At 65.5% G+C, this 22,351-nt stretch carries 18 protein-coding genes; 7 read left to right on the top strand and 11 right to left on the bottom strand.

From position 1 onward, the window contains the following. Positions 1 to 100 precede the first annotated feature (100 nt). The gene (locus tag AC13GF_RS18030; protein WP_483005533.1) at positions 101 to 475 is read left to right on the top strand and encodes a hypothetical protein; all 375 of its coding nucleotides are present in this window, start codon (positions 101 to 103) and stop codon (positions 473 to 475) included. A 9-nt stretch (positions 476 to 484) separates the two neighbouring features. Here the strand turns inward: AC13GF_RS18030 and AC13GF_RS18025 are convergent, their stop codons facing one another. Beyond that, positions 485 to 1,186: a serine aminopeptidase domain-containing protein gene (locus tag AC13GF_RS18025; RefSeq protein WP_483005532.1), complete on the bottom strand. Its 702-nt coding sequence runs from the start codon at positions 1,184 to 1,186 to the stop codon at positions 485 to 487. Positions 1,187 to 1,318: 132 nt separating this feature from the next. Here AC13GF_RS18025 and AC13GF_RS18020 point away from each other — a divergent pair, with 132 nt between their 5' ends. Continuing rightward, a complete protein-coding gene (locus AC13GF_RS18020; RefSeq protein ID WP_049429967.1) occupies positions 1,319 to 1,606 on the top strand; it encodes a hypothetical protein in 288 nt (95 codons plus the stop codon). Positions 1,607 to 1,692: 86 nt separating this feature from the next. Here AC13GF_RS18020 and AC13GF_RS18015 read toward each other — a convergent pair whose 3' ends face one another. Further along, entirely contained in the window at positions 1,693 to 3,816 is a 2,124-nt protein-coding gene (locus tag AC13GF_RS18015; RefSeq protein ID WP_483005531.1) for a methyl-accepting chemotaxis protein, read from the bottom strand. Positions 3,817 to 3,968: 152 nt separating this feature from the next. Next, the gene (locus AC13GF_RS18010) at positions 3,969 to 4,667 is read right to left on the bottom strand and encodes a potassium channel family protein (RefSeq protein ID WP_483005530.1); all 699 of its coding nucleotides are present in this window, start codon (positions 4,665 to 4,667) and stop codon (positions 3,969 to 3,971) included. Between the two features lie 235 nt (positions 4,668 to 4,902). Between AC13GF_RS18010 and AC13GF_RS18005 the strand changes: the two genes are divergently transcribed. Then, complete coding sequence (locus AC13GF_RS18005) at positions 4,903 to 6,144, top strand: DUF4062 domain-containing protein (RefSeq protein ID WP_483005529.1); 1,242 nt, start codon at positions 4,903 to 4,905, stop codon at positions 6,142 to 6,144. 109 nt (positions 6,145 to 6,253) lie between these two features. Here AC13GF_RS18005 and AC13GF_RS18000 read toward each other — a convergent pair whose 3' ends face one another. The 5 genes from AC13GF_RS18000 to hflK form a co-directional block, all read right to left on the bottom strand. Further along, positions 6,254 to 6,895, bottom strand: coding sequence for a hypothetical protein (locus AC13GF_RS18000; protein WP_483005528.1), 642 nt, complete (start codon positions 6,893 to 6,895; stop codon positions 6,254 to 6,256). A gap of 117 nt (positions 6,896 to 7,012) precedes the next feature. Further along, the gene (locus AC13GF_RS17995; RefSeq protein WP_014038120.1) at positions 7,013 to 8,305 is read right to left on the bottom strand and encodes an adenylosuccinate synthase; all 1,293 of its coding nucleotides are present in this window, start codon (positions 8,303 to 8,305) and stop codon (positions 7,013 to 7,015) included. Between the two features lie 292 nt (positions 8,306 to 8,597). Continuing rightward, positions 8,598 to 8,783 carry a DUF2065 domain-containing protein gene (locus AC13GF_RS17990; protein WP_005414170.1) on the bottom strand — a complete coding sequence of 62 codons (186 nt, stop codon included), beginning with the start codon at positions 8,781 to 8,783 and terminating at the stop codon, positions 8,598 to 8,600. A 67-nt stretch (positions 8,784 to 8,850) separates the two neighbouring features. Beyond that, positions 8,851 to 9,714 (bottom strand): protease modulator HflC, encoded by an 864-nt coding sequence (hflC, locus tag AC13GF_RS17985; RefSeq protein ID WP_010482785.1) that lies wholly within the window; start codon positions 9,712 to 9,714, stop codon positions 8,851 to 8,853. Beyond that, positions 9,711 to 10,844, bottom strand: a complete 1,134-nt coding sequence (gene hflK, locus AC13GF_RS17980) for an FtsH protease activity modulator HflK (protein ID WP_006463285.1) — start codon at positions 10,842 to 10,844, stop codon at positions 9,711 to 9,713. The genes hflC and hflK overlap by 4 nt, the downstream gene beginning before the upstream one ends. A 153-nt stretch (positions 10,845 to 10,997) precedes the next feature. Here hflK and AC13GF_RS17975 point away from each other — a divergent pair, with 153 nt between their 5' ends. Beyond that, a complete protein-coding gene (locus tag AC13GF_RS17975; protein ID WP_483005527.1) occupies positions 10,998 to 11,993 on the top strand; it encodes a YhdH/YhfP family quinone oxidoreductase in 996 nt (331 codons plus the stop codon). A gap of 88 nt (positions 11,994 to 12,081) precedes the next feature. Next, positions 12,082 to 12,453 (top strand): twitching motility response regulator PilH, encoded by a 372-nt coding sequence (pilH, locus tag AC13GF_RS17970; protein WP_126928388.1) that lies wholly within the window; start codon positions 12,082 to 12,084, stop codon positions 12,451 to 12,453. A gap of 89 nt (positions 12,454 to 12,542) precedes the next feature. Here pilH and AC13GF_RS17965 read toward each other — a convergent pair whose 3' ends face one another. Beyond that, on the bottom strand, positions 12,543 to 13,436 hold the full coding sequence (locus AC13GF_RS17965) for a DnaJ C-terminal domain-containing protein (RefSeq protein ID WP_483005526.1): 894 nt from the start codon (positions 13,434 to 13,436) through the stop codon (positions 12,543 to 12,545). Positions 13,437 to 13,697: 261 nt separating this feature from the next. Here AC13GF_RS17965 and AC13GF_RS17960 point away from each other — a divergent pair, with 261 nt between their 5' ends. Both AC13GF_RS17960 and AC13GF_RS17955 read left to right on the top strand, forming a co-directional pair. Next, positions 13,698 to 14,180: a peroxiredoxin gene (locus tag AC13GF_RS17960; RefSeq protein WP_032127816.1), complete on the top strand. Its 483-nt coding sequence runs from the start codon at positions 13,698 to 13,700 to the stop codon at positions 14,178 to 14,180. Between the two features lie 29 nt (positions 14,181 to 14,209). After that, complete coding sequence (locus tag AC13GF_RS17955; protein WP_483005525.1) at positions 14,210 to 14,785, top strand: ferritin-like domain-containing protein; 576 nt, start codon at positions 14,210 to 14,212, stop codon at positions 14,783 to 14,785. A gap of 113 nt (positions 14,786 to 14,898) precedes the next feature. Here AC13GF_RS17955 and pbpC read toward each other — a convergent pair whose 3' ends face one another. Both pbpC and AC13GF_RS17945 read right to left on the bottom strand, forming a co-directional pair. After that, positions 14,899 to 17,280 carry a penicillin-binding protein 1C gene (pbpC, locus tag AC13GF_RS17950; RefSeq protein WP_483005524.1) on the bottom strand — a complete coding sequence of 794 codons (2,382 nt, stop codon included), beginning with the start codon at positions 17,278 to 17,280 and terminating at the stop codon, positions 14,899 to 14,901. A gap of 49 nt (positions 17,281 to 17,329) precedes the next feature. After that, positions 17,330 to 22,237 carry an alpha-2-macroglobulin family protein gene (locus tag AC13GF_RS17945; protein ID WP_483005523.1) on the bottom strand — a complete coding sequence of 1,636 codons (4,908 nt, stop codon included), beginning with the start codon at positions 22,235 to 22,237 and terminating at the stop codon, positions 17,330 to 17,332. Between the last annotated feature and the right edge of the window lie 114 nt (positions 22,238 to 22,351).

Raw genomic sequence — 22,351 nt, 5'->3', positions numbered from 1 at the left:
GCATAGCCGAGGCCCCTTGCCGGTGCGATCACCCTTGCGGGACTTGCGCTTAACGCCGCCAGGACCACCGTGGGGGCCAGCCCCGACCGGAGAACCGGCCATGCCCCGCGGTGACAAGTCCGCCTATACCGAAAAGCAGAAGCGCCAGGCCGAGCACATCGAGGACAGCGAGCGCGAGCGCGGTGCCAGCGAAAGCACTGCCGAACGCATTGCCTGGGCCACCGTGAACAAGCAGGATGGCGGCGGCAAGCGCAGCGGCAGTGGGCGCACGGTGGCGAAGAAGGCGGCGGCCAAAAAGGCGCCTGCCCGCAAGACGGCCGCGAAGACGGCGGCAAAGAAAACGGTGGTCAAGAAGACCAGCACCGCCGCCTCACGTAGTGCTGCCGCGAAGAAGGCAGCGAAGACCCGTGCGGCGAAGAAGACCGTGCGCAAGGTAGCGGCGAAGAAAGCGGCACGTACCCGCGCCTGCAGCTGAGCGCACCGTTCAGTGCGACAACGTCGTCATCCACGCGGCAACTTCGGCTGCCGCTGCGTCAGCGCGCGCCTGCAGCAGCAGATGTGGGCCCTCCAACGACACATGGCGGGCATCGGGCAACAGGGCCTGCAGCTCGGCCACGCTGGGCGGCCACAGCAAGCGGTCCTGCGTGGCGTGCAGGCACAGCGTCGGCAACACGAGTTCCGGCAGCAGTGCACGAACGTCCACCTGCAGTGTCGCCGCAGCACGTTGGCGCAGGGTTGCAGCCGGTACCTGCGTGATTGCCAGGCCCAGCTCGCGCAGGTTCGCGCGCGTCCGCCACTGCCCCAGCAGCAGCCGGGCCATCAACGCGAGTGGCGGCAACGGCCACGCCGGAGCCAGTATCCGTGCGCTTGCCGCAGGCAGCGGCACCGGCCGCCGTGCGAAGGTCGTACTCAGTACCAACCCACGCAATCCAGGCAACCCAGCCGCCGCCAGTTCGATGGCCAGTGGCCCGGCGAACGATTCGGCCAGCAGCACGAAAGGAGATGCGGGAAGCTGCGGGCGCAGGATCGACGCCAACGTGGTGTAGTCCTGTTGCCCCCGCGCGGGCAACGGCAGCACCTGCATCTGGATGCCTCGCGCCTGCATCGCCTCCACGAAGTGTGCCGACAGCAGGCTGGTGCCATCCAGGCCCGGCAGCATCACGACCGGCAGCATCACAGCATTCATCACGTTGATCACCCTTCAGGTTTCTTCGCACAGCTCCCTGCCTGCAGCTTCACTCATTGGCTCGACCCAAGGAAGTGCACGGCGGCGCACGCGGCGCTACGCTGATGGTCCCGACGGAACGGACAAGGCGGCATGCGCAAGCCACGCTGGCTCAGCTGGACCGGCATTGCCATATGCACACTCTATCTCGCGCTGACCGCCTGGCTGGTGCTCGATGCCCAGGCCAACAGCGATCCCAAGAGTGTCTACATCCTCATGCAGCTGCCGGTGATGCTGCAGACCGCAGCACTCGACGTCATCGGCATGGGTGGGTGGCTTTCCGGAAAGACCTGGACGACCGTCTACCTTCTGGTGATGCCCCCTACCCTGGCCGTGCTGTATGCCGTGGGGGCCATGCTCGGCAGTGTCCTTGAACAATGATGACGGTGTGTCCCTCTGTCTGGGCAGGCAATGGAAATACGGCCGCCCAAGGCGGCCGCATTCCTGTCACCGGATCAGCAGCCTGCTCAGGCTGCGCGACGCGACACGGCTGAAGCCGCTGCGCCTTCCACCTTGAACACCGACACCGACGTGGTCAGTGCATGCGCCTGTTCTTCCAGCGCGCGGCTGGCGGCGGTGGCTTCTTCCACCAGCGCGGCGTTCTGCTGGGTCACCTGGTCCATCTGTACCACCACCTGGTTGACCTGCTCGATACCGGCGGCCTGTTCCTTGCTGGCCGCTGCAATGTCGCTCATCAGCTGGGTGGTACGCGAACTCGCCTGGGCTACGCGCGCAATCGCGGCTTCCGATTCGACGGTCACCGCCAGGCCACTCTTCACCTTGGCGGCAGCGTCTTCGATCAGTTCCTTGATCTCCTTGGCGGCGACACCGGCACGTTGCGCGAGCGTGCGTACTTCGCTGGCGACCACGGCAAAGCCACGGCCCTGCTCGCCTGCACGCGCGGCTTCCACTGCAGCATTCAGCGCCAGGATGTTGGTCTGGAACGCGATGCCGTCGATCACCGTGGAGATTTCCGAGATGCGTGCCGAGGACTGGTCGATCTCACCCATGACCGACGCCATCTGTGCCATCGCCTGCTCGGTCTCGCGCACGGCGGCACCGGCGGCATGCGCTTCACTGTCAGCCTGACGCGCCAGCTCGGCATTCTGGCGCACGGTGGAAGTCAGTTCCTCCATCGATGCAGCCGCTTCTTCCAGGTTGGCTGCCTGCTGCTCGGTGCGGCGCGACAGGTCGTTGTTGCCGGCGGCCAGTTCCTGCGCCGCGTTGTTGATGCTGTCGGCAGCCACCTGGATGCCACGCACGATGCCGGTCAGCTGAGCGGTGGTGGTGTTGGCGTCGTCGCGCATGCGCGCGAACACGCCGTCGTACTCGCCGTCCATGCGTGCGGTCAGGTCGCCGTGCGAGATCGCGCGCAGCACATCGGAGACATCGGCGATGCTGGCCTGCGAACTGGCCATCATGCCGTTGAGGTGCTCGACCATCGCCTTGAACTGGTACTGGAACGCAGCGGCATCGCCACGCATGCTGAAATCACCGGCGCGCGCGGCACGGGCCAGTTCATCGATCTGCGCGTTGATCGCCATCAGGCTCTGCTTCACCGCGGCGAGGGTGCGGGTCAGCGTGCCCTTCTCGCCCGGGTAGTCCGGCAGGTCGCGGCTGAGGTCACCAATGGCGTAACGCTGCATCACTTCGGCCATGAGCAGTTCCACCTGCACGTGCGATTCCACCAGGCTGTTGGTGGCCTGCACCATGCGGCCGAAATCACCGGGGAAGGCACTGGCGTCCATGCGATAGCGGATTGCGCCGGCCTCATGCTGCTCGGCCATCTGCAGCTGCGCGCCGATCGCCGCCTGCACGCTCTGCCGAACGCTGGCCATGGCTTCACCCAGCTGGGTCAGTTCATCGCGGCCGCCAAGGCGGAACTCCTGGTCCAGCTGTCCCTTGGACAGGCGCTCGGCCAGGTTCACCGCGCGGGCCAGCGGACCGGTCAGGCTGCGGCCGATCATCACCGAGGCACCGATGCCGACCAGCAGCGCAACGCCGCCCAGCACCAGCAGCTGCAGCAGGCTACGCTCGCCCAGGCGGATCGCCTCGGCGGCTGCATCGCGGCTTTCCTTCTCTTCGAAGTCCACGCCATCGGACAGCGCCTTGTTCCAGCCATTGGCCGCTTCCTGCACCGGGCCCAGGGTCAGCGCCACGGCACCCGGGTAATCGCCCTGCTCCATCAGTTCGCTGGTCTGCTTGTTGAGCGGACGCGCGATGGCACGCTTGGCCGCGATGGTTTCAGCGATGGCCTTGCCGTCGGCGTCGCTGGGCAGTGCCTGGTAGGCGGTCCAGCTGGCCTCATAGCGCTTGACCAGGTCGGCAATGCGCTGCTCGTCACTACCGCGGTCTTCGCCCTGACGGATCAGCATCTCGCGGCGCACGACCATCATCTGGTTGTTGGCATCGAGCATCTGCGACAGCAGGCGCACCTTGGCCACGCTGACGTCGACCACCTGCTGCATCGCGCGCTTCTGCACGACACTGGCGGTGGCGCCGGTGGCCACCACGGCGGCGACCAGCAGCAGCAACAGGCCAAAGCCCAGCCCAAGACGCCAGGCAACCCTGACGTTCCTCAAGTAGTTCATGGGTACATCCAAAACGGGGGGATGTGGCCCTATCGGCACATGTACTGCTGCACTTGATATGGACCGCCATTTCCCTCCCAGATTCATTCATAAAAGTGAAGGGCCAGATGATTCCCGGGACGCTGACGACCAAGCCGGCATCATCCGACAAGCTACTTTTCACGGCCATCTTCACTTTGGCTAAAGTCGACATTTCGGAGAAAGTTCAGGATAAAAAGGACCATGTGAGTCATTCCCAGCAATGACTCCAGCATTACCACCCATCTCCCCTGATCGTTCGCCGGCACGATGTCGCCATAGCCAAGCGTCGTGAACGTTGCAGTAGAAAAATAAACCGCAGAAGTCAGATTTCCAGAGATAGGCACATCATCCCGAGTCGAAATTGCGATCGGAAAAGCGATGTAGTAACCGGTGAACACAATAATCAAGAGAATGGCAGTCGACACAAAAACCATAGGAGCGGCGACAAGCTGCTCTCGGGTATACCGAACGTATCTGTGACTGATAAAACCAAAGCTGGCATAGCTGACCGCAATGAGCGGCATCCCAATCCAAAGGGTCACATTCAAGGGGATCCACGCCCTGAACAGTGGCAGCAGTGCCGCCGCAATTACCAGCCCCATGCTCAGAATGAACCGAAAGCGACCACTGGGGTCCTTGAGCTCCATCCACCTTACGAACTTCACCATCATCGTCCGCACGTCAACATGTCCTATCTCCTCCGGCCGTCCAATGAAGAGGTAGCGGCGCTGTGCAGCCATAGCTTTAGCAAATCTCACTTCCACGCACTCTTCGCTCCAGGCGCTTCGCAGCAACGATACAGTTTCCCCGGAACCTCCAAGCTCCTCCAAGCACCCACTACCATCATCAGGACCAGAAGCGAATCGCTCGCCACCCGTGCATTGGCGTCTAGCAATCCCCCAATCCCACTCGAAAGGAGAATTTTCGCAACGGGAACATCATGCTGCAGACACATGACACTCGAACTGCCGGTCAGTGCAACTTCACCCCGGGAACCTGCAGAAATCACCCCCTCCTCCCGGGGATTTATATTAGAGTCCAAGGATTCCACATCCAGCGCTCCCAATGACACTCAGAGCTTTCATCAGCAGCACCATGGATGATCTTGTGAACGAAAGACGGCTCGTTGCCAAGAGGCTCAAAGAGCTTGGCATTGAACCTGTAAATGCTGAAGCCATGCCTCCCTCTGGCCTCAACAGCTGGGATAGGATCAAAGGCGAAATAGAAAGCTGCCAGATTGTGATTCTCATCTTGGGCGACAGATATGGCTGGGTGCCGAATAGCGGCCATGGGGCCAACCTGGGAAAATCAGTTACGCACCTTGAGTACGACCATGCGAAGGAACTTGGAAAGATCATTCTTCCGTTCCAGAAGCGACTCAGGTACGGCCTCCCTGCGGACACTTCCCGGGACGATTTCCGTCGCGAAGTTTCCGAATGGTCCGATGGCGCGTTTCGACAGGAATTCGACTTTGCGGACGAGCTTTCAGAGCTTGCTGGCGCCGCCATCATCGATCTTCTCCGAAATACGTTCCTCAAGAACCCGCCGTATCCCCACCGTCAGCCGAGGTCAATCCCACGCCCGGCGCTCTCCACCTCAAACCGTTTCACCAACAAGGATGTCCTAATTGCTGGAGCAGGGATGTCCATTGCCGCAGGAATGCCCACTGCATCGCTTCTGATCGGCCTACTTTCTCACGAAATCTGGGATCAACCGAGCCAATCGGAGCGGTTCAACTTCAGTGATGTTGCCGAGTTCTACACCCATAAATTCGGCAAAGAACAACTGATTAGGCGGTTGGTGGAAGCAATGGAAGGGCTAGGAAACCCTCAGCCGACATCTGCTCACAAGCACTCGGTGACGTACTTCAGCGCAATCATTACCACCAACTTCGACAGCCTGTTCGAGCAGGCTTGCGAGCAGCAGGGCATTCCATACATCGTCATGCTTCCAGGCGAGCCTCTCCCCCAGGTTGGAAACCACCTGCCAATCTACAAACTTATAGGAAGCTTGGACACATCAAAATCGCTGCGCCTGACTCAACAAGAAGCAGCCATGGATGTGAATTCAGAGCTTGTCATGATGGTAAAGCAGCTCATACGGAAGAACCCAGTAACGGTGATAGGTCACGGACTTCGCGATGGACTCATCCCTGAAATCCTCTCTCAAAGACCAGAGAGCCTTGAAGGAAGAATGGTTTCTCCAATCGCAGACCCCATGGAAGAAATATTACTCAATCGATTCCATTTGAATAAAATCGAAATGTCAGCCAACGATTTCATGGAAGATCTGATAGGCCGGCTGTGACTTCGTAGTGAATTCAACAAAAGGGACAGCGAGAAGGCAGGCCCCTTCCAATGCGATCAAATGTAGAAGCCGCAGCACGGTGTTGCGGTTCATGTTCCGCTGCAAGGAACTATTGAAACAAGTTCCTGTGCCTGCGCCGCAAGGTCAGCGTGAAAACAGCCAGCGCGGCTCCTGGAATCAGCAGGAGCAACGCCGCCATCTTCCAGAAGAAGAACGGCCACAGCCAGAGGTAATCCAGGTCGGTCAGCTTCAGCAGATCCAGCGGTGGCTGCAGCTCGATCTCTGCCGGGTGCCCCGCCAGCGCCGGGTCCACCTCCAGCACGGTTACCCGCAGCCATGAGCGTCCGCGTGGCAATGCGTCGCCGCGGCCATAGCCGAAGTAGGACGCCATGAGGCCGCTGGATTCAACCGATGCCAGCCTGCGATTGATGCCCTGCCCGTCCACTCCCGAACGCTCTCCTGCGCGGAAGTCTCCATGATCGGTGGGAGTATCGATGCGCAGCAGCACTTCAGGGTCAGTTTCAGTACCGTCTGCGGCATAGCGCAGCCGCAGCCGCAGCCGCAGTTGATCATCGATGAGGCGGTAGACGGTGAACTGGGCGGTTGCGCCAGGGCTCAGCACCAACGGCACCGTCTGGGTGCGTGAAGCCAGGGTATTGGCAGCCGCACCCAGCACCAGTACCAGGCAGGCGATGCCCCACAGGCTCCACAACACCCACAGGGTGACCCGTATCACCGTCGTGCCCTTCACGCTGACATCCTGGTCATCGCGTCGCTTCCCCGCTGGCCCTGGCGACACAGTAACGAAAAAGCCCCGCTTGCGCGGGGCTTTTCCTGTCACCTACGCCGGGCAGCGCCCGGCGCTACCTCAGGCGAACGGATCCTGCAGGACCATGGTGTGGTCGCGGTCCGGGCCGGTGGAGACGATGCTGATCGGGCAACCGGCCAGCTCTTCCAGCGAACGCAGGTAGGCACGTGCGGCCGGCGGCAGGTCGTCCCAGTTGGTGATGCCGTGGGTGTTCTCGCTCCAGCCCGGGAACTCCAGGTACACCGGGGTGCAGTCTTCCCAGCCCTGTGCGTCCAGCGGCGCGTACTCGGTGCGCTTGCCGTTGTATTCGTAGGCGATGCAGACCTTCAGCTTTTCCATGCCATCCAGCACGTCCAGCTTGGTGATGCACAGGCCGCTGATGCCGTTGATGGCCACGGCGCGCTTCAGCGCGACGATGTCCATCCAGCCGCAGCGACGCGGACGGCCGGTCGAGGCACCGTACTCGGCGCCGCGGTCACGGATGCCCTGGCCGACTTCGTCGTCCAGCTCGGTCGGGAACGGGCCGCCGCCGACGCGGGTGGCGTAGGCCTTGGCGATACCCAGCACGTAGTCGATCGAATCAGCGCCGACGCCGGAACCAGCCAGCGCACCACCGACGGTGGTGTTGGAGCTGGTGACGTACGGGTAGGTGCCGTGGTCGATATCCAGCAGCGCGCCCTGCGCGCCTTCGAACAGCACGCGCTTACCCTGCTTGCGCAGGTCGTGCAGGATGCCGGCCACGTCGGACTTCATCGGCTGCACGTATTCGCCGAAGGCCAGCGCTTCGTCGAAGGTCTTCTGGAAATCGACCGCATCGGTGTTCAGATACTTGGTCAGCACGAAGTTGTGGTAATCCAGCGCAGTGCGCAGGAGCTCTTCCAGCTGCTTCGGGTAATGCAGGTCGGCGATGCGGATACCGCGACGCGCCACCTTGTCTTCGTAGGCCGGGCCGATGCCACGGCCGGTGGTGCCGATCGCCTTGCCACCGGCAGCGCGCTCGCGCGCCTGGTCCAGGGCGATGTGGTACGGCATGATCAGCGGCGCGGCCGGGGAGATCTTCAGGCGCGAACGCACTTCCACGCCGGAGGCTTCCAGCTCGGCGATTTCCTTCTGCAGCGCGGCCGGCGAGATCACCACGCCGTTGCCGATCAAGCACAGCGCGTCGTCACGCAGGATGCCCGACGGGATCAGGTGCAGGACGGTCTTCTTGCCGTTGATGACCAGGGTGTGGCCGGCGTTGTGGCCGCCCTGGAAGCGCACGACGGCGCCGATTTCCTCAGTGAGCAGATCGACGATCTTGCCCTTGCCTTCATCGCCCCACTGGGCACCAAGCACTACGACAGACTGACCCATGACGGGCTCCTCATATGTTGCGGCCATCGGGGCCGCGGACGGGTAAACCGTGGCGGGGCTGGCCAGCACCTGGAGGGCGGCTCCAAACGGGGAGCGGCCGGCGATGGAAGGCCCAGACACGGAAAAAGCCGAACGGGGAGGCCCGTCCGGCTTTTGTGCATTATCCGGGTTTCCGGGGTCGGGTGCCACCTTTCCGACGGACGGCTTCACCGACCGGTCAGCCGCCCCGCCCGGTCGTGTCGGCCGCTGGCCGGCAATCCCGGGTTGCCGGCCAGCGGCCGGCACTACCCTTTCAATGCCGCACCCACCACAGCAGGCTCAGGCCGGCCAGCAGCACCAGGCCGCCGAAGCTGCGCAGGGCCGGGCTGGGCAGGTCCAGCAGGCGCTCGGCCATGCGCTTCCAGGCGAACGGGGCGACGAACAGGAACAGGCCTTCCAGCACCGCCACCAGGCAGACGGCGGCGAACAGATCTTTCATGGGGGACTCCGGAAAAAGCACGGGGCCCGGCAACTGGCCGGGCCCCGTGGGGTACTGCCCTGCGACCTCAGCGGTCGTTCTTCAGGTACTGCAGGAACGGGTCGTTCTTGTCCAGCACGATCACGCCGTTGCCGTCGGTCATGGAGCCACGGTAGGCCTCCAGGCTGCGGTAGAACGCATAGAACGACGGGTCGGCCGAGCCGGCCTTGCCGTAGATGCGGGCCGCATCGGCATCGCCTTCACCGCGCAGGCGCTGGGCATCACGCTCGGCCTCGGCGATCAGCACGGTGCTGTCACGGTCGGCCTGGGCGCGGATGGTCAGCGACTGCTCCTCACCTTCCGCACGCAGCTTGGCCGCTTCCTGCTTGCGCTGGGCGCGCATGCGCTCGTACACGTCGTTGATCACCTGGCTGTCGGTCGGCAGGTCCACCTGCTTGATGCGCAGGTCGATCATCTGCATGCCGAGGCCAGCCACCGCTTCGTTGATCCCCTTCAGCTGCTCGGCGATCAGCTCGCTGCGATCGCCGGAAACCAGCTGCTGCAGCGTGCGCGAGTTGATCTGGTTGCGCAGCGAGTCGGTGATGATCGGTGCCAGGCGGGCGTTGGCGATGCGCGGATCGCCGCCGGTGGCACGGAAGTAGTCACCCACGTTGGAGATGTAGCCGATGGCGAAGAAGTCGACGCTGACGTCCTTCTGCTCGGCGGTGAAGTAGCGCGCCGGCGCGGTGTCGAGCACCTGGAAGCGGCGGTCGAAGACCTTCACCGTTTCCACCACCGGCACCTTGAAGTGCAGGCCCGGCTTGATGTCCGAACGCACCACCTTGCCCAGGTTCAGCACCATGGCGGTCTGGTCCTCACGGACCACGTACACCGAGCCGAGCAGGCCCAGCACCACCGCCACGATCACGGCGATCCAGATAGGACTCTTCATCGGCTGCCCTCCTCACGGCCGCTCGGTCGCCCGGTCGGGCGGCCCACCGGCCGACCCGGATCACGGGAAGCTTCCGCCGCTGCACCCGGCAGCGACGGCATCACCACGTCCGGGTTGGCCACTGCGGCCGGAGCCGACGTGCTGGGACGGGTATCGCCGGTCATCGGCACGTAGATCAGCTGGCGGCCATCGCCACCGATCACCTTGCGGTTCTCGCTCAGCACCTGCTGCACGGTCTCCAGCCACAGGCGCTTGCGGGTCACCTCCGGGGCGTCCTTGTACTGGGCCTGCAACAGGCTGAAGCGCTGCGCGTCACCCTCGGCCTTGGACACCACGGCCTGCTTGTAGCCTTCGGCGGTGGTACGGGCGCGCGAGGCCTGGCCTCGGGCTTCCGGCACGACCTTGGCGGCGTAGGCCTGGGCTTCGTTGATCAGGCGTTCCTTGACCTGCTGGGCACCGTTGACCTCGTCGAAGGCCGGCTTCACCTCTTCCGGCGGACGGGCGTCCTGCAGGGTCAGGCCGGTCACGGTCAGGCCGGTCTTGAACGCCTTCAGCAGCGCCTGCAGGCGCTCTTCGGCAGCCACGGCCAGCGGGCCACGGTTGTTCAGTACCGCGTTGAGGTCGGCACGGCCGACTTCCTCGCGCACCGCGCTCTGCGCCGACTGCTCCAGCACCTGGTTGGCATCAACGGTGCCGAACAGGTACTGCTGCGGGTCGTCGATGCGGTACTGGACGTTCAGCGAGACGTTGACGATGTTCTCGTCGCGGGTCAGCACCGGCACCTGGATCGAGAAGGTCTTGATCTCGGTGGCGTTGACCTTGGTGACCGATTCGATCGGCCACGGCAGCTTGAAGTTCGGGCCGGGCTGCAGGATGCGCGAGAACTGGCCGAAGCGCAGCACCACGCCACGCTGCTGTTCGCCGATCAGCTGGAAGCTGGAGAACAGCACCAGCAGCACGACAGCCGCCACCACCCAACGCATGATGCCGCCGTCGAACAGGTCTTTCAGCGGCCCGGGCAGTCCGCCCCAGCCACCACCATTGCCACCGCCGCGCGACCCGAACGGCCCGCGTCGATTGTCCTCGGGGCCTTGTCCGCCCTTGTTGCCGCCGGGTGTATTCCAGGCCATGCACGCTCCATCAAGATTTGGGCTGCGGCGCGGGCCCTTCCCGCACCACCAGCCGTGAAACCATTACCGATCATACAAGATGGGGCGGATCGGCAGGATCGAAAGGGGGGCAACGGGGTAAGGTGGCGTTTTCCTCGAAGTCAGGCAACGCCGATGGCCCCCACCACCCCGTTCACCGCCTTCCGCATCGAAAACGACGACGCCGGCTACCGTAGTGGCCTGGCCCTGCTCAATGTCGACGACCTCAACCCCGGCCAGGTGCTGATCCGCGCCCACTGGTCCTCGGTCAACTACAAGGATGCCCTGGCCGGCACCGGCAAAGGCAGGATCCTGCGCCGCTTCCCGCTGGTGGGCGGCATCGACGTGGCCGGCACCGTGGTCGCCAGCACCGATCCGGACTGGCGTGAAGGCGACGCGGTGCTGGCCACCGGCTGCGGCCTCAGCGAGACCCGCGACGGCGGCTACAGCCAGTATGTGCGCCTGGAATCGCGTGCGGTGATCGCCCAGCCGACCGGGCTGACCCCACGCGAGGCGATGGTGCTGGGCACCGCCGGCTTCACGGCGGCCCTGGCCCTGCTGCGCATGCAGGACAACCGGCAGACCCCGGAACTCGGCCCGCTGGCGGTCACCGGCGCCAGCGGTGGTGTCGGCGCGCTGGCGCTGTCGATCTTCAGCCGTGCCGGCTATACCGTGCACGCGGTCAGCGGAAAACCCGAACAGACCGGTTTCCTGCGCGGCATCGGCGCCACCGAGGTGCTGCCACGTGACGCACTGGCCGACACCGCCCCGCTGCAATCGGCCCGCTTCGGCGGAGGCCTCGACAATGCCGGAGGCGACATGCTGGCCAGCCTGCTGGCGCAGACCGTGCCCTATGGCAGCGTGGTCAGTGCCGGTCTGGCGGCCAGCCCAGCGCTGGATATGACGGTGATGCCGTTCATCCTGCGCGGCGTCTCGCTGCTCGGCGTGTCCTCGGCCAATGCACCGCGCGGGCTGCGCGAAGAAGTGTGGTCGCGCCTGGGCGGCGAATGGAAGCCGCAGCATCTGGACCGCATCTGCACCGCCGAGGTGGGGCTGGATGGCCTGCCCGCCGTGTTCGATCGGATGCTGACCGGTGGCTCGCTAGGCCGCACCGTGGTGCGGATCGACTGAACGTCGCAGGCAGGCGACGGACGGCAGAGGCGGCCCTCCCACCGGTAATGGGCCCGCACTACACTGCGGGCATTACATGGGGAACAACATGGCACGCATTCTGATCGTCGACGACTCACCGTCGCAGCTGTTGGGGATACAGCGCATCGTCGAGAAGCTCGGGCACCAGATCCTGACCGCCACCGATGGCGCTGCCGGGGTCGAAGCCGCCAAGGCCGAGCTGCCCGACCTGGTCCTGATGGACGTGGTGATGCCCAACCTCAATGGCTTCCAGGCCACCCGCACCCTCGCCCGCGACGAGGCCACCCGCCACATTCCGGTGATCCTGGTGACCACCAAGGACCAGGACACCGACCGCATGTGGGGCATGCGCCAAGGCGCCAAGGCGTACATCACCAAGCCGTTCTCGGAAGACGAACTGTCCGAGGTGCTGGAGCGCGTGTTCGCCGGGCAGGGCTGAGCTTGCCCTGGTAGGTGCCAACCTTGGTTGGCACGCTTTGAACGACCGGAAGGCGTGCGGACCAAGGTCCGCACCCACCAAATTCCATCTCAGATTGACTCGCCGAACGCCTTGGCCAGATTGCGGTAGGCCTTCTTCTGCGCCTCGTCGGTCGCAGCCGGGGCCACGATCTCGATCTCAACGATCTGATCGCCCTCCGGATTGCCCGGCAGGCCACGACCGCGCAGGCGCAGCTTGCGGCCGGCATCGGAATCGGCCGGAATCTTCAGCTCCACCGCACCGCCCAGGGTCGGCACGCTGATGCTGGTGCCCAGCGCGGCCTGCCACGGGGTGACCGGCAGCGTATAGAGGATGTTGCGGCCATCGACCTCGAACTGCGGGTGGGCGGCGTACTCCACTTCCAGCAGCAGGTTGCCGCCATGGTTGCCCTGCCGCGCCAGGCGGATCACCTGGCCCGGACGGATGCCCTTGGGTACGCGTACATCCAGCTGCTTGCCGTTGACGGTGATGCGCAGGCTGTCGCCGCTGTAGGCCGCTTCCAGTGGTACCGACAGCTTGGCGCGGGTGTCGCGGTTGGGTGCGTGGCCCTGGCTGCTGAAGCCCGGACCCGGACCAGCGCCGCCACCGCCACGCTGGCGCGCGAACAGGCTTTCGAAGAAGTCGCTGAAGCCGCCGTTGGGGCCACCGCCGCCGAACACCTCCTCGAAGTTGAAGCCACCGGCACCGCCGTAGTTCGGCGGCACGTTGAATTCCTCGCCCGGGCGGTAGCCCTGCGCGCGCAGCTGGTCATAGGCCGCGCGCTTCTCCGGGTCACGCAGCGCCTCGTAGGCCTCGTTGACCGCCTTGAACTTGTCTTCGGCCCCGGCCTCCTTGCTGACGTCCGGGTGGTACTTGCGTGCCAGCCGGCGGTAGGCGGTCTTGATCTCCGCCTCGCCCGCGCTCGGTTCCACCCCCAGGGTGGCGTAGTAATCCTTGAATTCCATCCAGCTACCTCGATTCGCTTCGGCAGCGCCGGTGGCGCCGCCCCGGGTTCATTCTACGCGCCGGCGATGCTACGCCGCCCCTCGTGCGGCGTCGGTGAGGCCGACTGATCCTGCGCAATGCGGCTGCCATCGCCCTGCCCCAGGCTGTGGCTGGAAGCCCCTGCCGCAAAGCCTGAAGATGGGGCCTGCACACCGGTTTTCCAATGTCTTGACGCCCCTGTCCCATCCGGCCCACTAGCCTGCCCCAGCAAGGAGTTCCCCATGACCATCCATGTCGGCGACCGCATTCCGGAAGTGACCCTCAAGCGCATCCGCGAGGGCATCGAAACGCTCGATACGCATTCGCTGTTCGACGCGCGCAAGGTGGTGTTGTTCGCCGTGCCCGGCGCGTTCACCCCGACCTGCTCGGCGCGCCACCTGCCCGGCTACGTCGAGAAGTTCCAGGCCTTCCGCCAGCGCGGCATCGACGTCTACTGCATGGCCGTCAACGACCCGTTCGTGATGAAGGCCTGGGCCGCCGACCAGAGCGTGCCCGACGGCCTGCTGATGCTGTCCGACGGCAATGCCGAACTGACCCGCGCACTTGGCTTGGAGCTTGACGCCAGCGCCTCGGGCATGGGCATCCGATCGCGCCGCTTCGCCCTGTATGTGGTCGACGGCGTGGTTCGTGCGGCCTGGATCGAACAGCCGGGCCAGTTCGAGGTGTCTTCGGCCGAGTACGTGCTGGAGCACCTGCCCACCTGATTCCCCACCGCAAGAGGAAACGGCCAGCCATGTCCAGCAAGCCAGCCAAAACCGCAAAGCCCGCCGCAAAGGTGCCCGGCATCAGTGACCGCAAGACCCTGCGCGAACGCGCCCGGCGCAACATCGAAGACGGGGCGATCACCGGCAGCTACAGCGCCGACCGCAAGGTGGTGATCAAGCTGCTCAACGACGCACTGGCCACCGAATACGTGTGCGTGCTGCGCTACTACCGGCACTACTTCATGGCCAAGGGCATGCTGGCCGACGCGGTCAAGGCCGAGTTCCTCGAGCACGCGCAGCAGGAACAGGCGCACGCCGGCAAGCTGGCCGAGCGCATCGTCCAGCTCGGAGGCGAGCCGGATCTCAACCCGGATACGCTGACCACGCGCTCGCATGCCGAATACAAGGAAGGCAGCGACCTGCGCGACATGGTCCGCGAGAATCTGGTGGCCGAACGGATTGCCATCGACAGCTACCGCGAGATGATCAACTTCATCGGCGACCGCGACACCACCACCAAGCGCATCCTCGAAGAGATCCTGGCGCAGGAAGAGGAACACGCCGACGAGTTTGCCGACCTGCTGGACGGGTGGATCGGAGAATGATCCGGTAGGTGCCAACCTTGGTTGGCGCTCGGTCCAACGCCAACGACACCTTCGTGCTCTGGTAGGTGCCAACCTTGGTTGGCACGTGGCAGAACGCCCACCAAGGTGGGCATCTACCGGAGGACGTTGAACCTTACCTGCGTCCACGCGCCATCTGCCGCCAGCGCGGTCAGGGTGTGCGCGCCCGGCTCGGCGAACTCGCGCTGCATCAACTGCGCGCCGTGGGTCTGTGCGATCCAGCGTCCATCCAGCAACCAGTCCACCGTCTGCTCGCTGCCCAGCGCGCGCAGCTGCAGGCGCACGCCATGTTCCGAATTCGGAGCGCGCGCCAGCGTGGCACCGTCGTTGAGCCCGTCCACATGCAACGCGACACTGGCCTCACGCCCATCGTCGCGGCAGTCCGGCGACAGCGCCGGCAGCTGCGAGGCCTCGCGCGTGGCCTTGGACAACCACGGCGACAACAGCGCCGGCCAGCGCGCGATCTCACGCGCGACTTCCTCATGCGGCAGACGGCAATCAGCGGATACACGCAGACCGGTCCGCGCGTCGGCCAGGTAACGCTGCCGCCCCGGCTGCCAGCGTCGCGCCTCGCGCTCGGGGAAGGTTGGCGGTGCTGCGCCATCCAGCAGGTAGGCCGACATCCGCCGCTGGCAGAGTGCCGCAGGCAGGCCCTCGGCACGTTCGCCGGTCGGCCAGCAGATATCTTCCTGGCTGACACTGGCCGGCATCGGTGCAGCAGCGGAATCGCCACGCTGGCGCGGCAGGCTGTCCACTACTTCGAACATCAGCGGCAGTGCGGTGACCGCACCATACTGGCCCGGCAACGGCGTGCCGTCCGGCCGCCCCACCCACACGCCCACGGTGTAGTGGCGGGTACTGCCGATGGCCCACGCATCGCGATACCCGTAACTGGTGCCGGTCTTCCACGCCACACGCGGGCGGCCACCGACATCGAACGTACCGACGCTGTAGCCTGGGCGCGGATTCGACTCCAGCATCTCGCGGACGATCCAGCTTGCACCGGGCGAAGCGAGGCGCCGCTCGATCATCGGCTCGTCGTCTGTGTAGCGCACACGTCCGGCGATGCCGTTGCGATTGAGCGCAGCGAACGCGCCGACCAGGTCTTCCAGGCGTGCGCCGGTGCCGCCCAGGATCAGCGACAGGTTGGGCGTACTGCCCGGCGGGAACCGCAGCTGGATGCCGGAGTGCGAAAGCCGCGCAGCAAAGCGCGCCGCGCCCACCCGCTGCAGCAGATCCACCGAGGGAACGTTGAGCGACAGGCGCAACGCACTGGAAGCGCCGATCGGTCCATTGAAGGCCATGTCGAAGTTGCCAGGGCGGTAGCTGCCGAAACTCTGCGGCGCATCGACCAGCAGGCTTTCCGAATGAATCAGGCCATCATCCAGCGCCATTGCATACAGGAACGGCTTGAGCGTGGACCCCGGCGAACGCCAGGCCTGCACCATGTCCACGTGGCCCAAGCGCTGGCGGTCACCGAACGCCAGCGTGCCAACGTAGGCACGCGCCTGCAGGGTCTGGTTGTCGACCACCAGCAGGGCCGCCGAGGTGCGCTCGGGCAGCGTCGAGAAATAGCTGGCCACGCGCTCTTCCAGCGTGCGCTGCAGGCCGATATCGATGCTGCTCTGGATGCGCGCTTTGCCCGGCTGCGCTGAATGCAGCCGCTGCGCCAGCAATGCCGCATGCAGCGGCGGCCGCAGCGAACGTGCGACCACGTTCTCGATGCGCGCGTCTTCTACTTCTTCCGGTGTCCACGCACCCAGTTCGGCCATGCGTGACAGCACCTTGTCACGCGCCTTCTGCGCCGCTTCCGGATGACGGTCCGGGCGCAGCCGGCTCGGCGCCTGCGGCAGCACCGCCAGCAACGCGGCCTCGGCATGCGACAGCTGCGCCGCCGGCTTGCCCAGGTAGGCCCAGCTGGCCGCTTCCACGCCCTCGATGGTGCCGCCGTAAGGCGCACGCTCCAGATACAGGGCCAGAATCTGCTGCTTGCTCAGATGCACTTCCAGCTGCACTGCGCGCAGCATCTGCTTGAGCTTGCCCCAGGGCGTACGCGTATGCGGATCGAGGATGCGTGCGACCTGCATGGTCAGGGTCGAGCCACCGGAAACGATGCGACCGCCGCGCAGCAACTGGCCGCTGGCGCGCAGGATCGCCAGCGGGTTGATGCCCGGATGACGCCAGAACCAGCGGTCCTCGTAGGTCAGCAACGCCTGCAGGTACAGCGGCGAGACGCTGTCGATCGAAGCCGGATAGCGCCACACGCCCTCGGCATCGGCGAACGCACGCAGCGGCGTACCGTCGGCGGCCACCACCAGGGTGCTGGTGTCGCGCTGCTTCGGCAGCGGCGGCGGGAAAGCGAAATCCAGCACCAGCAGCAGCGCCAGCGTCGCGGCCGTGCCCCAGCGCAACCACGGCCACAGCGGCCGCAGCCGGCGGCGCAGGGCCGCCAGCCGGGTCTTCATTGCGTCTTTCATTGCAGGTTGCCAGCAGGACGGGCCGCGCCGTCGCGGCCCGTCCGCGCGGTCACGGCTGTACCACCGTGATCGTGGTCGGGTTGCTGCGGCCGACGCCGCGCAGCTGCGGCCGGTACATGTCCTCCACCAGCGGCGGCGGCACCGAGTAGGTTCCCGGGGTCACCGCGCGTACCAGGTAGAACACGTTGGCCTTGCTGCCACGCGAGAGCTTCAGCGCAGCCACGTAGCGATCGTCGCGGAACTCCTCGTGCTTGGTATCGGCGGCTTCACCGCGGTCGCTGATGGTGATGCCATCGACCACCACGTCGGCCCACTGCTTGGCATCGCCCAGGTTGAAGTTCTCGATCTCCAGGCCCGCCGGCAACAGGTCGGTCAGCAATGCATCGGGCATCGTGGTGTCGGCGGTGACGGTGACGCGCACGATCAGTGCTTCGCCTTCCTTCAGCGGGCGCGGCGACCACGGCTTGCCATCGGTGCCGTAGTAGCTGCGCTCCACGCCCAGCACGCTGTTGTCCGGCGCCGGTGCGCTGCGCGGAATGCCGGCCACGTCGATGCTGGCGAACATCGGCGGCTGGCCCTGCGGAGTGAAGCGCACGCCACTGGCCAGTTCGCTGGCGCTGAAGTTGCGGCCGAACAGCTTGCGTTCGCCGATGGCTTCGGTGTTGCCACCAATCACCAGTTCACCGGCCACCAGCGCCTTCTGATTGGCGGCGAGCGCCTTGCCAAGGCGGGCAATCGCCACCTGTTCCTGCGTGCTCAGCCACATCCAGCCGGCATTGCGGCGCGCATCCAGGCCACGGCCAAGATCGACCGCACGCGCATCCCAGGCCGGCTTGGCCAGCTTGTTTTCGTGGGTCAGTGCGATCATCAGCGCGTCATCACGGATCGCACTGCCGTAGTCGCCGAAGTACGACGGGCGTTCGCCGCTGGACTTGGCGAAGGCTGCGGCCAACGCGGCCTGGCCACGCTTGGCATCGCCCTGCAGCGACAGCGCCACGCCCAGATGGACCAGCGACAGGCCACCGACCGCCTTGCTGCGCTCGTTGTCGTACAGCGTGCGCAGGGTACCCAGCGGCGCACGGTTGACCCGGGCCAGCACGTAGCCCGAATACGCCTGGTTGGCGAACCTCAGCTTCTCGCGGTCATCCTGGCCGTAGAACTGGTTGCCGCCGGACAGCAGATCCTCGCTGAGCCGGTTGAGCGCCTTCTGCAGCACGTTGTCGGGCACGGCGAAGCCGGCGTCCTTGGCATCGAGCAGGAACTCGGTGATGTACGGGGTCAGCCACGGGTTCACGTAGCCGTCGTCACCCCACATCGAGAAGTTGCCGTTGGCCACCTGCATCGACGCCAGGCGACCGAACGCGCCTTCCATGCGCTCGCGGCGGGTCTTGGCATCCAGCCCGTCCGCTCCGAGCATCGACGACGTCGCCTGGTCCAGGATCAGCGCGGCGTAGCCCTTGCTGGTGGTCTGCTCGGCACAGCCGTACGGGTAGTTCAGCGCGCCCTGCAGCGCACTGGCGAACGGGATCGGCGGCAGCGGGCTGACCAGCAGGCGCGCATTCACCGACTCGGACATCAGGCCATCGGTCAGACTGTTGTCGAGACTGACTGCGGCCAGCGGATCAAGCGTGCGCACCTGCGAACGCAGTACCTGCGGCCACGCCGCACGCACCGGCAGGTCGTAGCGGCGATCGGCCTTGAATCCATTGCCGTCCACCCGCACCCGGACCTTGGCCACGCTGTGTCCCTCGCGTGCCGACAACGGGAAGCTCAGTGTGGTCTTGGCATCGGCGTTCAACTGCACGCTGCGGCTGCCCTCGCCCAGGTTCAGCGGGCCTTCGCTTTCCACCTTCACATTGAACTGGCCCGGCTTGCCGGTGAAGTTCTGCACGTCCAGGGTCACGGTGCTGCGGTCACCCGGGGCCAGCACGCGCGGCATGCTGGCTTCGGCCAGGATCGGCGCGCGCACCACAGTCTCCACGTCGCGCTTGCCGTACTGGTCATCGCTGTAGACCAGTGCCGATACGCGCAGGGTGCCGTTGAAGTCCGGCACCTTCAGGCGGATGCGGGCGATGCCCTTGGCATCGAGCTGCACCGGGCCGGAGAACAGGTCCACGGTCTGCACGCGCGCAGTCGGGCGCTTGGCCTGCGGCAACGCCTGCAGCGCCATGTCGCCACCGAACTTCAGCTTGCCGGCACCGCCGTCAAAGCTCTCGATCACCCGGCTGTAGATGTCGTAGGCATCGATGCCGAGGCGACGCTGGGCGAAGAAGTGCGCACCGGCGTCGGGCACGGGGAACCGGGTGATGTTGAGGATACCCACGTCCACCGCCGAGACGGTGACGTGCGCCACCTTGCCGGCCAGCTGCGGTGCGCTGACCGTCACCGGCAGGTCCTGTTCCGGTCGCATCTGCTTGGGCGCTGCCAGGCCGACGGCCACGGTGCGGCCCTTGCGGTCCATCGGCACATGCACCACGCCCACGGCACGGGCCGGAGTGATCTTGCTCGGCGCACTACCGCCACGGAAGACCAGCGCGGTGATGTAGACGTCGTGGCGCTCCCAGTCGGCAGTGACCGGAATCTTGAAGGTCGAACCCGGCTTGGCCTCGATGTCCTGCACGTACAGCATGCGGTCGGTCTCGACCATCAGGATGCCCTTGCCGGCGTGCGGCGGGGTCACCGTCACTTCCAGGGTGTCACCGGCCTTGTACCCGGTCTTGTCCAGGCCCAGCTTGACCTTGTCCGGGCGTGCATCCAGGCCACGGTTGTCATCGCCCCAGCTCCAGCCGGCGCGGAACGGGTAGCGGCTGGTCAGGCCGGTGGACGGATCGAACACGTCCACCCGGTACTCACCCCACTCCACCGGGAAATCAAAGGCGACCGCGCTGCTGCCTGCATCGACGGTGCGAGTTTCCTTGTTCTCGAAACGGCGGGTGAAGTCGTAGTCCCAGCGGTTATCGTTGAAGGTCCAGTGGTAATCCCGCAGTTCACGCACCAGGGTGATCTTCAGGCCCTTGGCCGGCTGCGGCGCGCCGGCGGCATCCACGCGCATCAGCTCGAAGCGTGCATTGCCGTTGGAATCGGCGCCATCCTCGGGGTTGAACAGCGGGCGCACACCGACCAGCGCATTGGCCGGCCACATCACCCGCTTCAGGGTACGGGTGACCGTGCGGCCGCCGGTTTCATACAGGCTGCCGGACAGCACCACGGCGATCGGTGCCTTGGCCTTGGCCGCCTCTTCCGGCAGCGCCACATCCTCACGCAGCTGGCCGTTGCCCGGCAACGTGGTGTCGATCACGTCCTTGGCCTCGCGCGGCAGCTGCAGGGTCGGGTCACCGAAGAAATAGCCCGGCAGGCCTTCCACCGGCGTCTGTTCGGCGGCCACCGCCATACGTGCGGTGAAGCGGTTGCCATCGGCAGGTGCCCCGTACAGATAGGCACCATTGGCCTGCAGGCGCAGGTCCTCGCCCGGCTTCAGCGTCTTCTGCGCGCTGTCCAGGTCCAGCTTCATGCGCTCGGGCAGGAACTCCTCGATGCGCAGGGTCATGCCCTGGATCGCTTCCTTGCTGGCCGGGTCGGTGCGGAACTCGACCTGCCAGCGCCCGGTCGGCGCCTCGGCGGGGATCACCTGCTCGAAGTTGATGTAGCCCTGGCCACCCGGCTGCAGGCGGGTCTCGCGGAAGGTCTTGCCGTCGGGCTGCTTCAGGCGCAGGAACACCGGTTGCGCCTTGACCGGCTTGCCGTCGTTGTCGCGCAGCAGCGCGGACAGGCGCACGGTCTCGCCCGGGCGGTACAGGTCGCGGCCGGACCAGGCGTAGACGTCGAACCACGCGTTGTCACGGCCGGCCACGGCGAATTCGCTCAGATCCAGCGCCGGCTGGTTGAACGGCAGGAAGCTGGTGTCCTTGCCAGTGCTGGCGACCAGCACGTGGGTGGCATCCAGGGTGTAGTTCAGCAGCGCATTGCCATTGCCGTCGGTGCTGCCCTTGAGCACCACCTCGCCCTTGGCATCCAGCACGCGCAGGTCGATGCCCTTCAGCGGCGCACCGTCCTTCAGGCCGGCGGTGTGCACGAACAGCTTGTCCTTGTAGGCACGGGTATGCAGGCCGATGTCGCTGACCGAGAAGAACGCGGTATCGAACTCGCCTTCGTAGTCGCCGGTGCGCTTGAGCAGGGCGAAGTACAGGCCCGGCTCCTGCAGTTCCTTGATGTCCTGGGTCGGCAGGTAGGTCAGCACCCGCTCGTTCTTCTTGCCGCCAAGAATGAAGCGGTTGACGTAGACCGGCTCGGCCAGCTTGTTGATCGGGCTGCGCTCGTAGTCGCTGCTCAGCTCCCAGCTGCCACGGCGGCCACCGCGCTGGTACTGGCTGAAGAAGGTCGGCAGGTCCTTCTCGCGCACGCGCAGGAACTCGACATCGACCTCCGGCACGTTCACCGAGACCACCGGCAGGCCGCGGCTGTCCTTGGCCGGCAGCACGCTGCCCTGCGAAGCGAAGCCAACCACCGGCTTCAGCTCGCCGCTGAACACCTTCTGCTTCAGTTCCTTGCCCAGCCGGCTGCCATCGGCGGCCAGCAGGTCGGGCGAGACCACCAGGCTGAATTCCTTGCCGGCCTCGACGAACGGATAGCGCAGGGTCAGGCCGTCATCGGACAGCGTCCAGCTGCTGTCGTCGGTGCCGACCTTCTCCTCGAAGCGCACCAGCTTGTCGAAATCCTGGGTGCCGACCAGTGGGCGCGAGAACTCCAGCGCCAGCGACAGGCCGTCATTCTTCTGGTCCGGGTAGGCGCGCAGCAGGGTGAATTCCTTCACCTGCTCGGCCTGGGTGGTGATGGCTTCACCACTGGCCTTGGGCAGCTGCCCGCTGTCGTTGCGGCAGCCGGCCAGGCCCAGCAACAGGCCTCCTGCCAGTACAGCCGCCGCCCATCCCCACCGCTTCCGCCGTGCCGGACCGCTCATGTCGTCACTCCTTGATCGAGGCGGCCATTATAGGCAGGCCGCGTCAAGGTGTTGACGCGAATTCGGCAATTGCCCCAGCTGCGGGTAGTGCCGGCCGTTGGCCGGCAACCGGCA

This window comes from Stenotrophomonas sp. 22LJNL06-5-1 (assembly GCF_056861455.1).
Note: the sequence above shows the minus strand (reverse complement) of the source record. Positions and strands in the feature narration are given on the sequence as shown.

Excerpts from the sequence above, each read along its gene's own strand:
- pbpC (WP_483005524.1), bottom strand. The coding sequence starts at position 17,280 with ATGAAAGACGCAATGAAGACCCGGCTGGCGGCCCTGCGCCGCCGGCTG.
- AC13GF_RS18025 (WP_483005532.1), bottom strand. The coding sequence starts at position 1,186 with ATGAATGCTGTGATGCTGCCGGTCGTGATGCTGCCGGGCCTGGATGGC.
- AC13GF_RS17975 (WP_483005527.1), top strand. The coding sequence starts at position 10,998 with ATGGCCCCCACCACCCCGTTCACCGCCTTCCGCATCGAAAACGACGAC.
- AC13GF_RS17945 (WP_483005523.1), bottom strand. The coding sequence starts at position 22,237 with ATGAGCGGTCCGGCACGGCGGAAGCGGTGGGGATGGGCGGCGGCTGTA.
- AC13GF_RS17965 (WP_483005526.1), bottom strand. The coding sequence starts at position 13,436 with ATGGAATTCAAGGATTACTACGCCACCCTGGGGGTGGAACCGAGCGCG.
- hflC (WP_010482785.1), bottom strand. The coding sequence starts at position 9,714 with ATGAAGAGTCCTATCTGGATCGCCGTGATCGTGGCGGTGGTGCTGGGC.
- AC13GF_RS18005 (WP_483005529.1), top strand. The coding sequence starts at position 4,903 with ATGACACTCAGAGCTTTCATCAGCAGCACCATGGATGATCTTGTGAAC.
- AC13GF_RS17960 (WP_032127816.1), top strand. The coding sequence starts at position 13,698 with ATGACCATCCATGTCGGCGACCGCATTCCGGAAGTGACCCTCAAGCGC.
- AC13GF_RS17955 (WP_483005525.1), top strand. The coding sequence starts at position 14,210 with ATGTCCAGCAAGCCAGCCAAAACCGCAAAGCCCGCCGCAAAGGTGCCC.
- AC13GF_RS17990 (WP_005414170.1), bottom strand. The coding sequence starts at position 8,783 with ATGAAAGATCTGTTCGCCGCCGTCTGCCTGGTGGCGGTGCTGGAAGGC.
- AC13GF_RS17995 (WP_014038120.1), bottom strand. The coding sequence starts at position 8,305 with ATGGGTCAGTCTGTCGTAGTGCTTGGTGCCCAGTGGGGCGATGAAGGC.
- AC13GF_RS18015 (WP_483005531.1), bottom strand. The coding sequence starts at position 3,816 with ATGAACTACTTGAGGAACGTCAGGGTTGCCTGGCGTCTTGGGCTGGGC.
- AC13GF_RS18020 (WP_049429967.1), top strand. The coding sequence starts at position 1,319 with ATGCGCAAGCCACGCTGGCTCAGCTGGACCGGCATTGCCATATGCACA.
- pilH (WP_126928388.1), top strand. The coding sequence starts at position 12,082 with ATGGCACGCATTCTGATCGTCGACGACTCACCGTCGCAGCTGTTGGGG.
- AC13GF_RS18030 (WP_483005533.1), top strand. The coding sequence starts at position 101 with ATGCCCCGCGGTGACAAGTCCGCCTATACCGAAAAGCAGAAGCGCCAG.
- hflK (WP_006463285.1), bottom strand. The coding sequence starts at position 10,844 with ATGGCCTGGAATACACCCGGCGGCAACAAGGGCGGACAAGGCCCCGAG.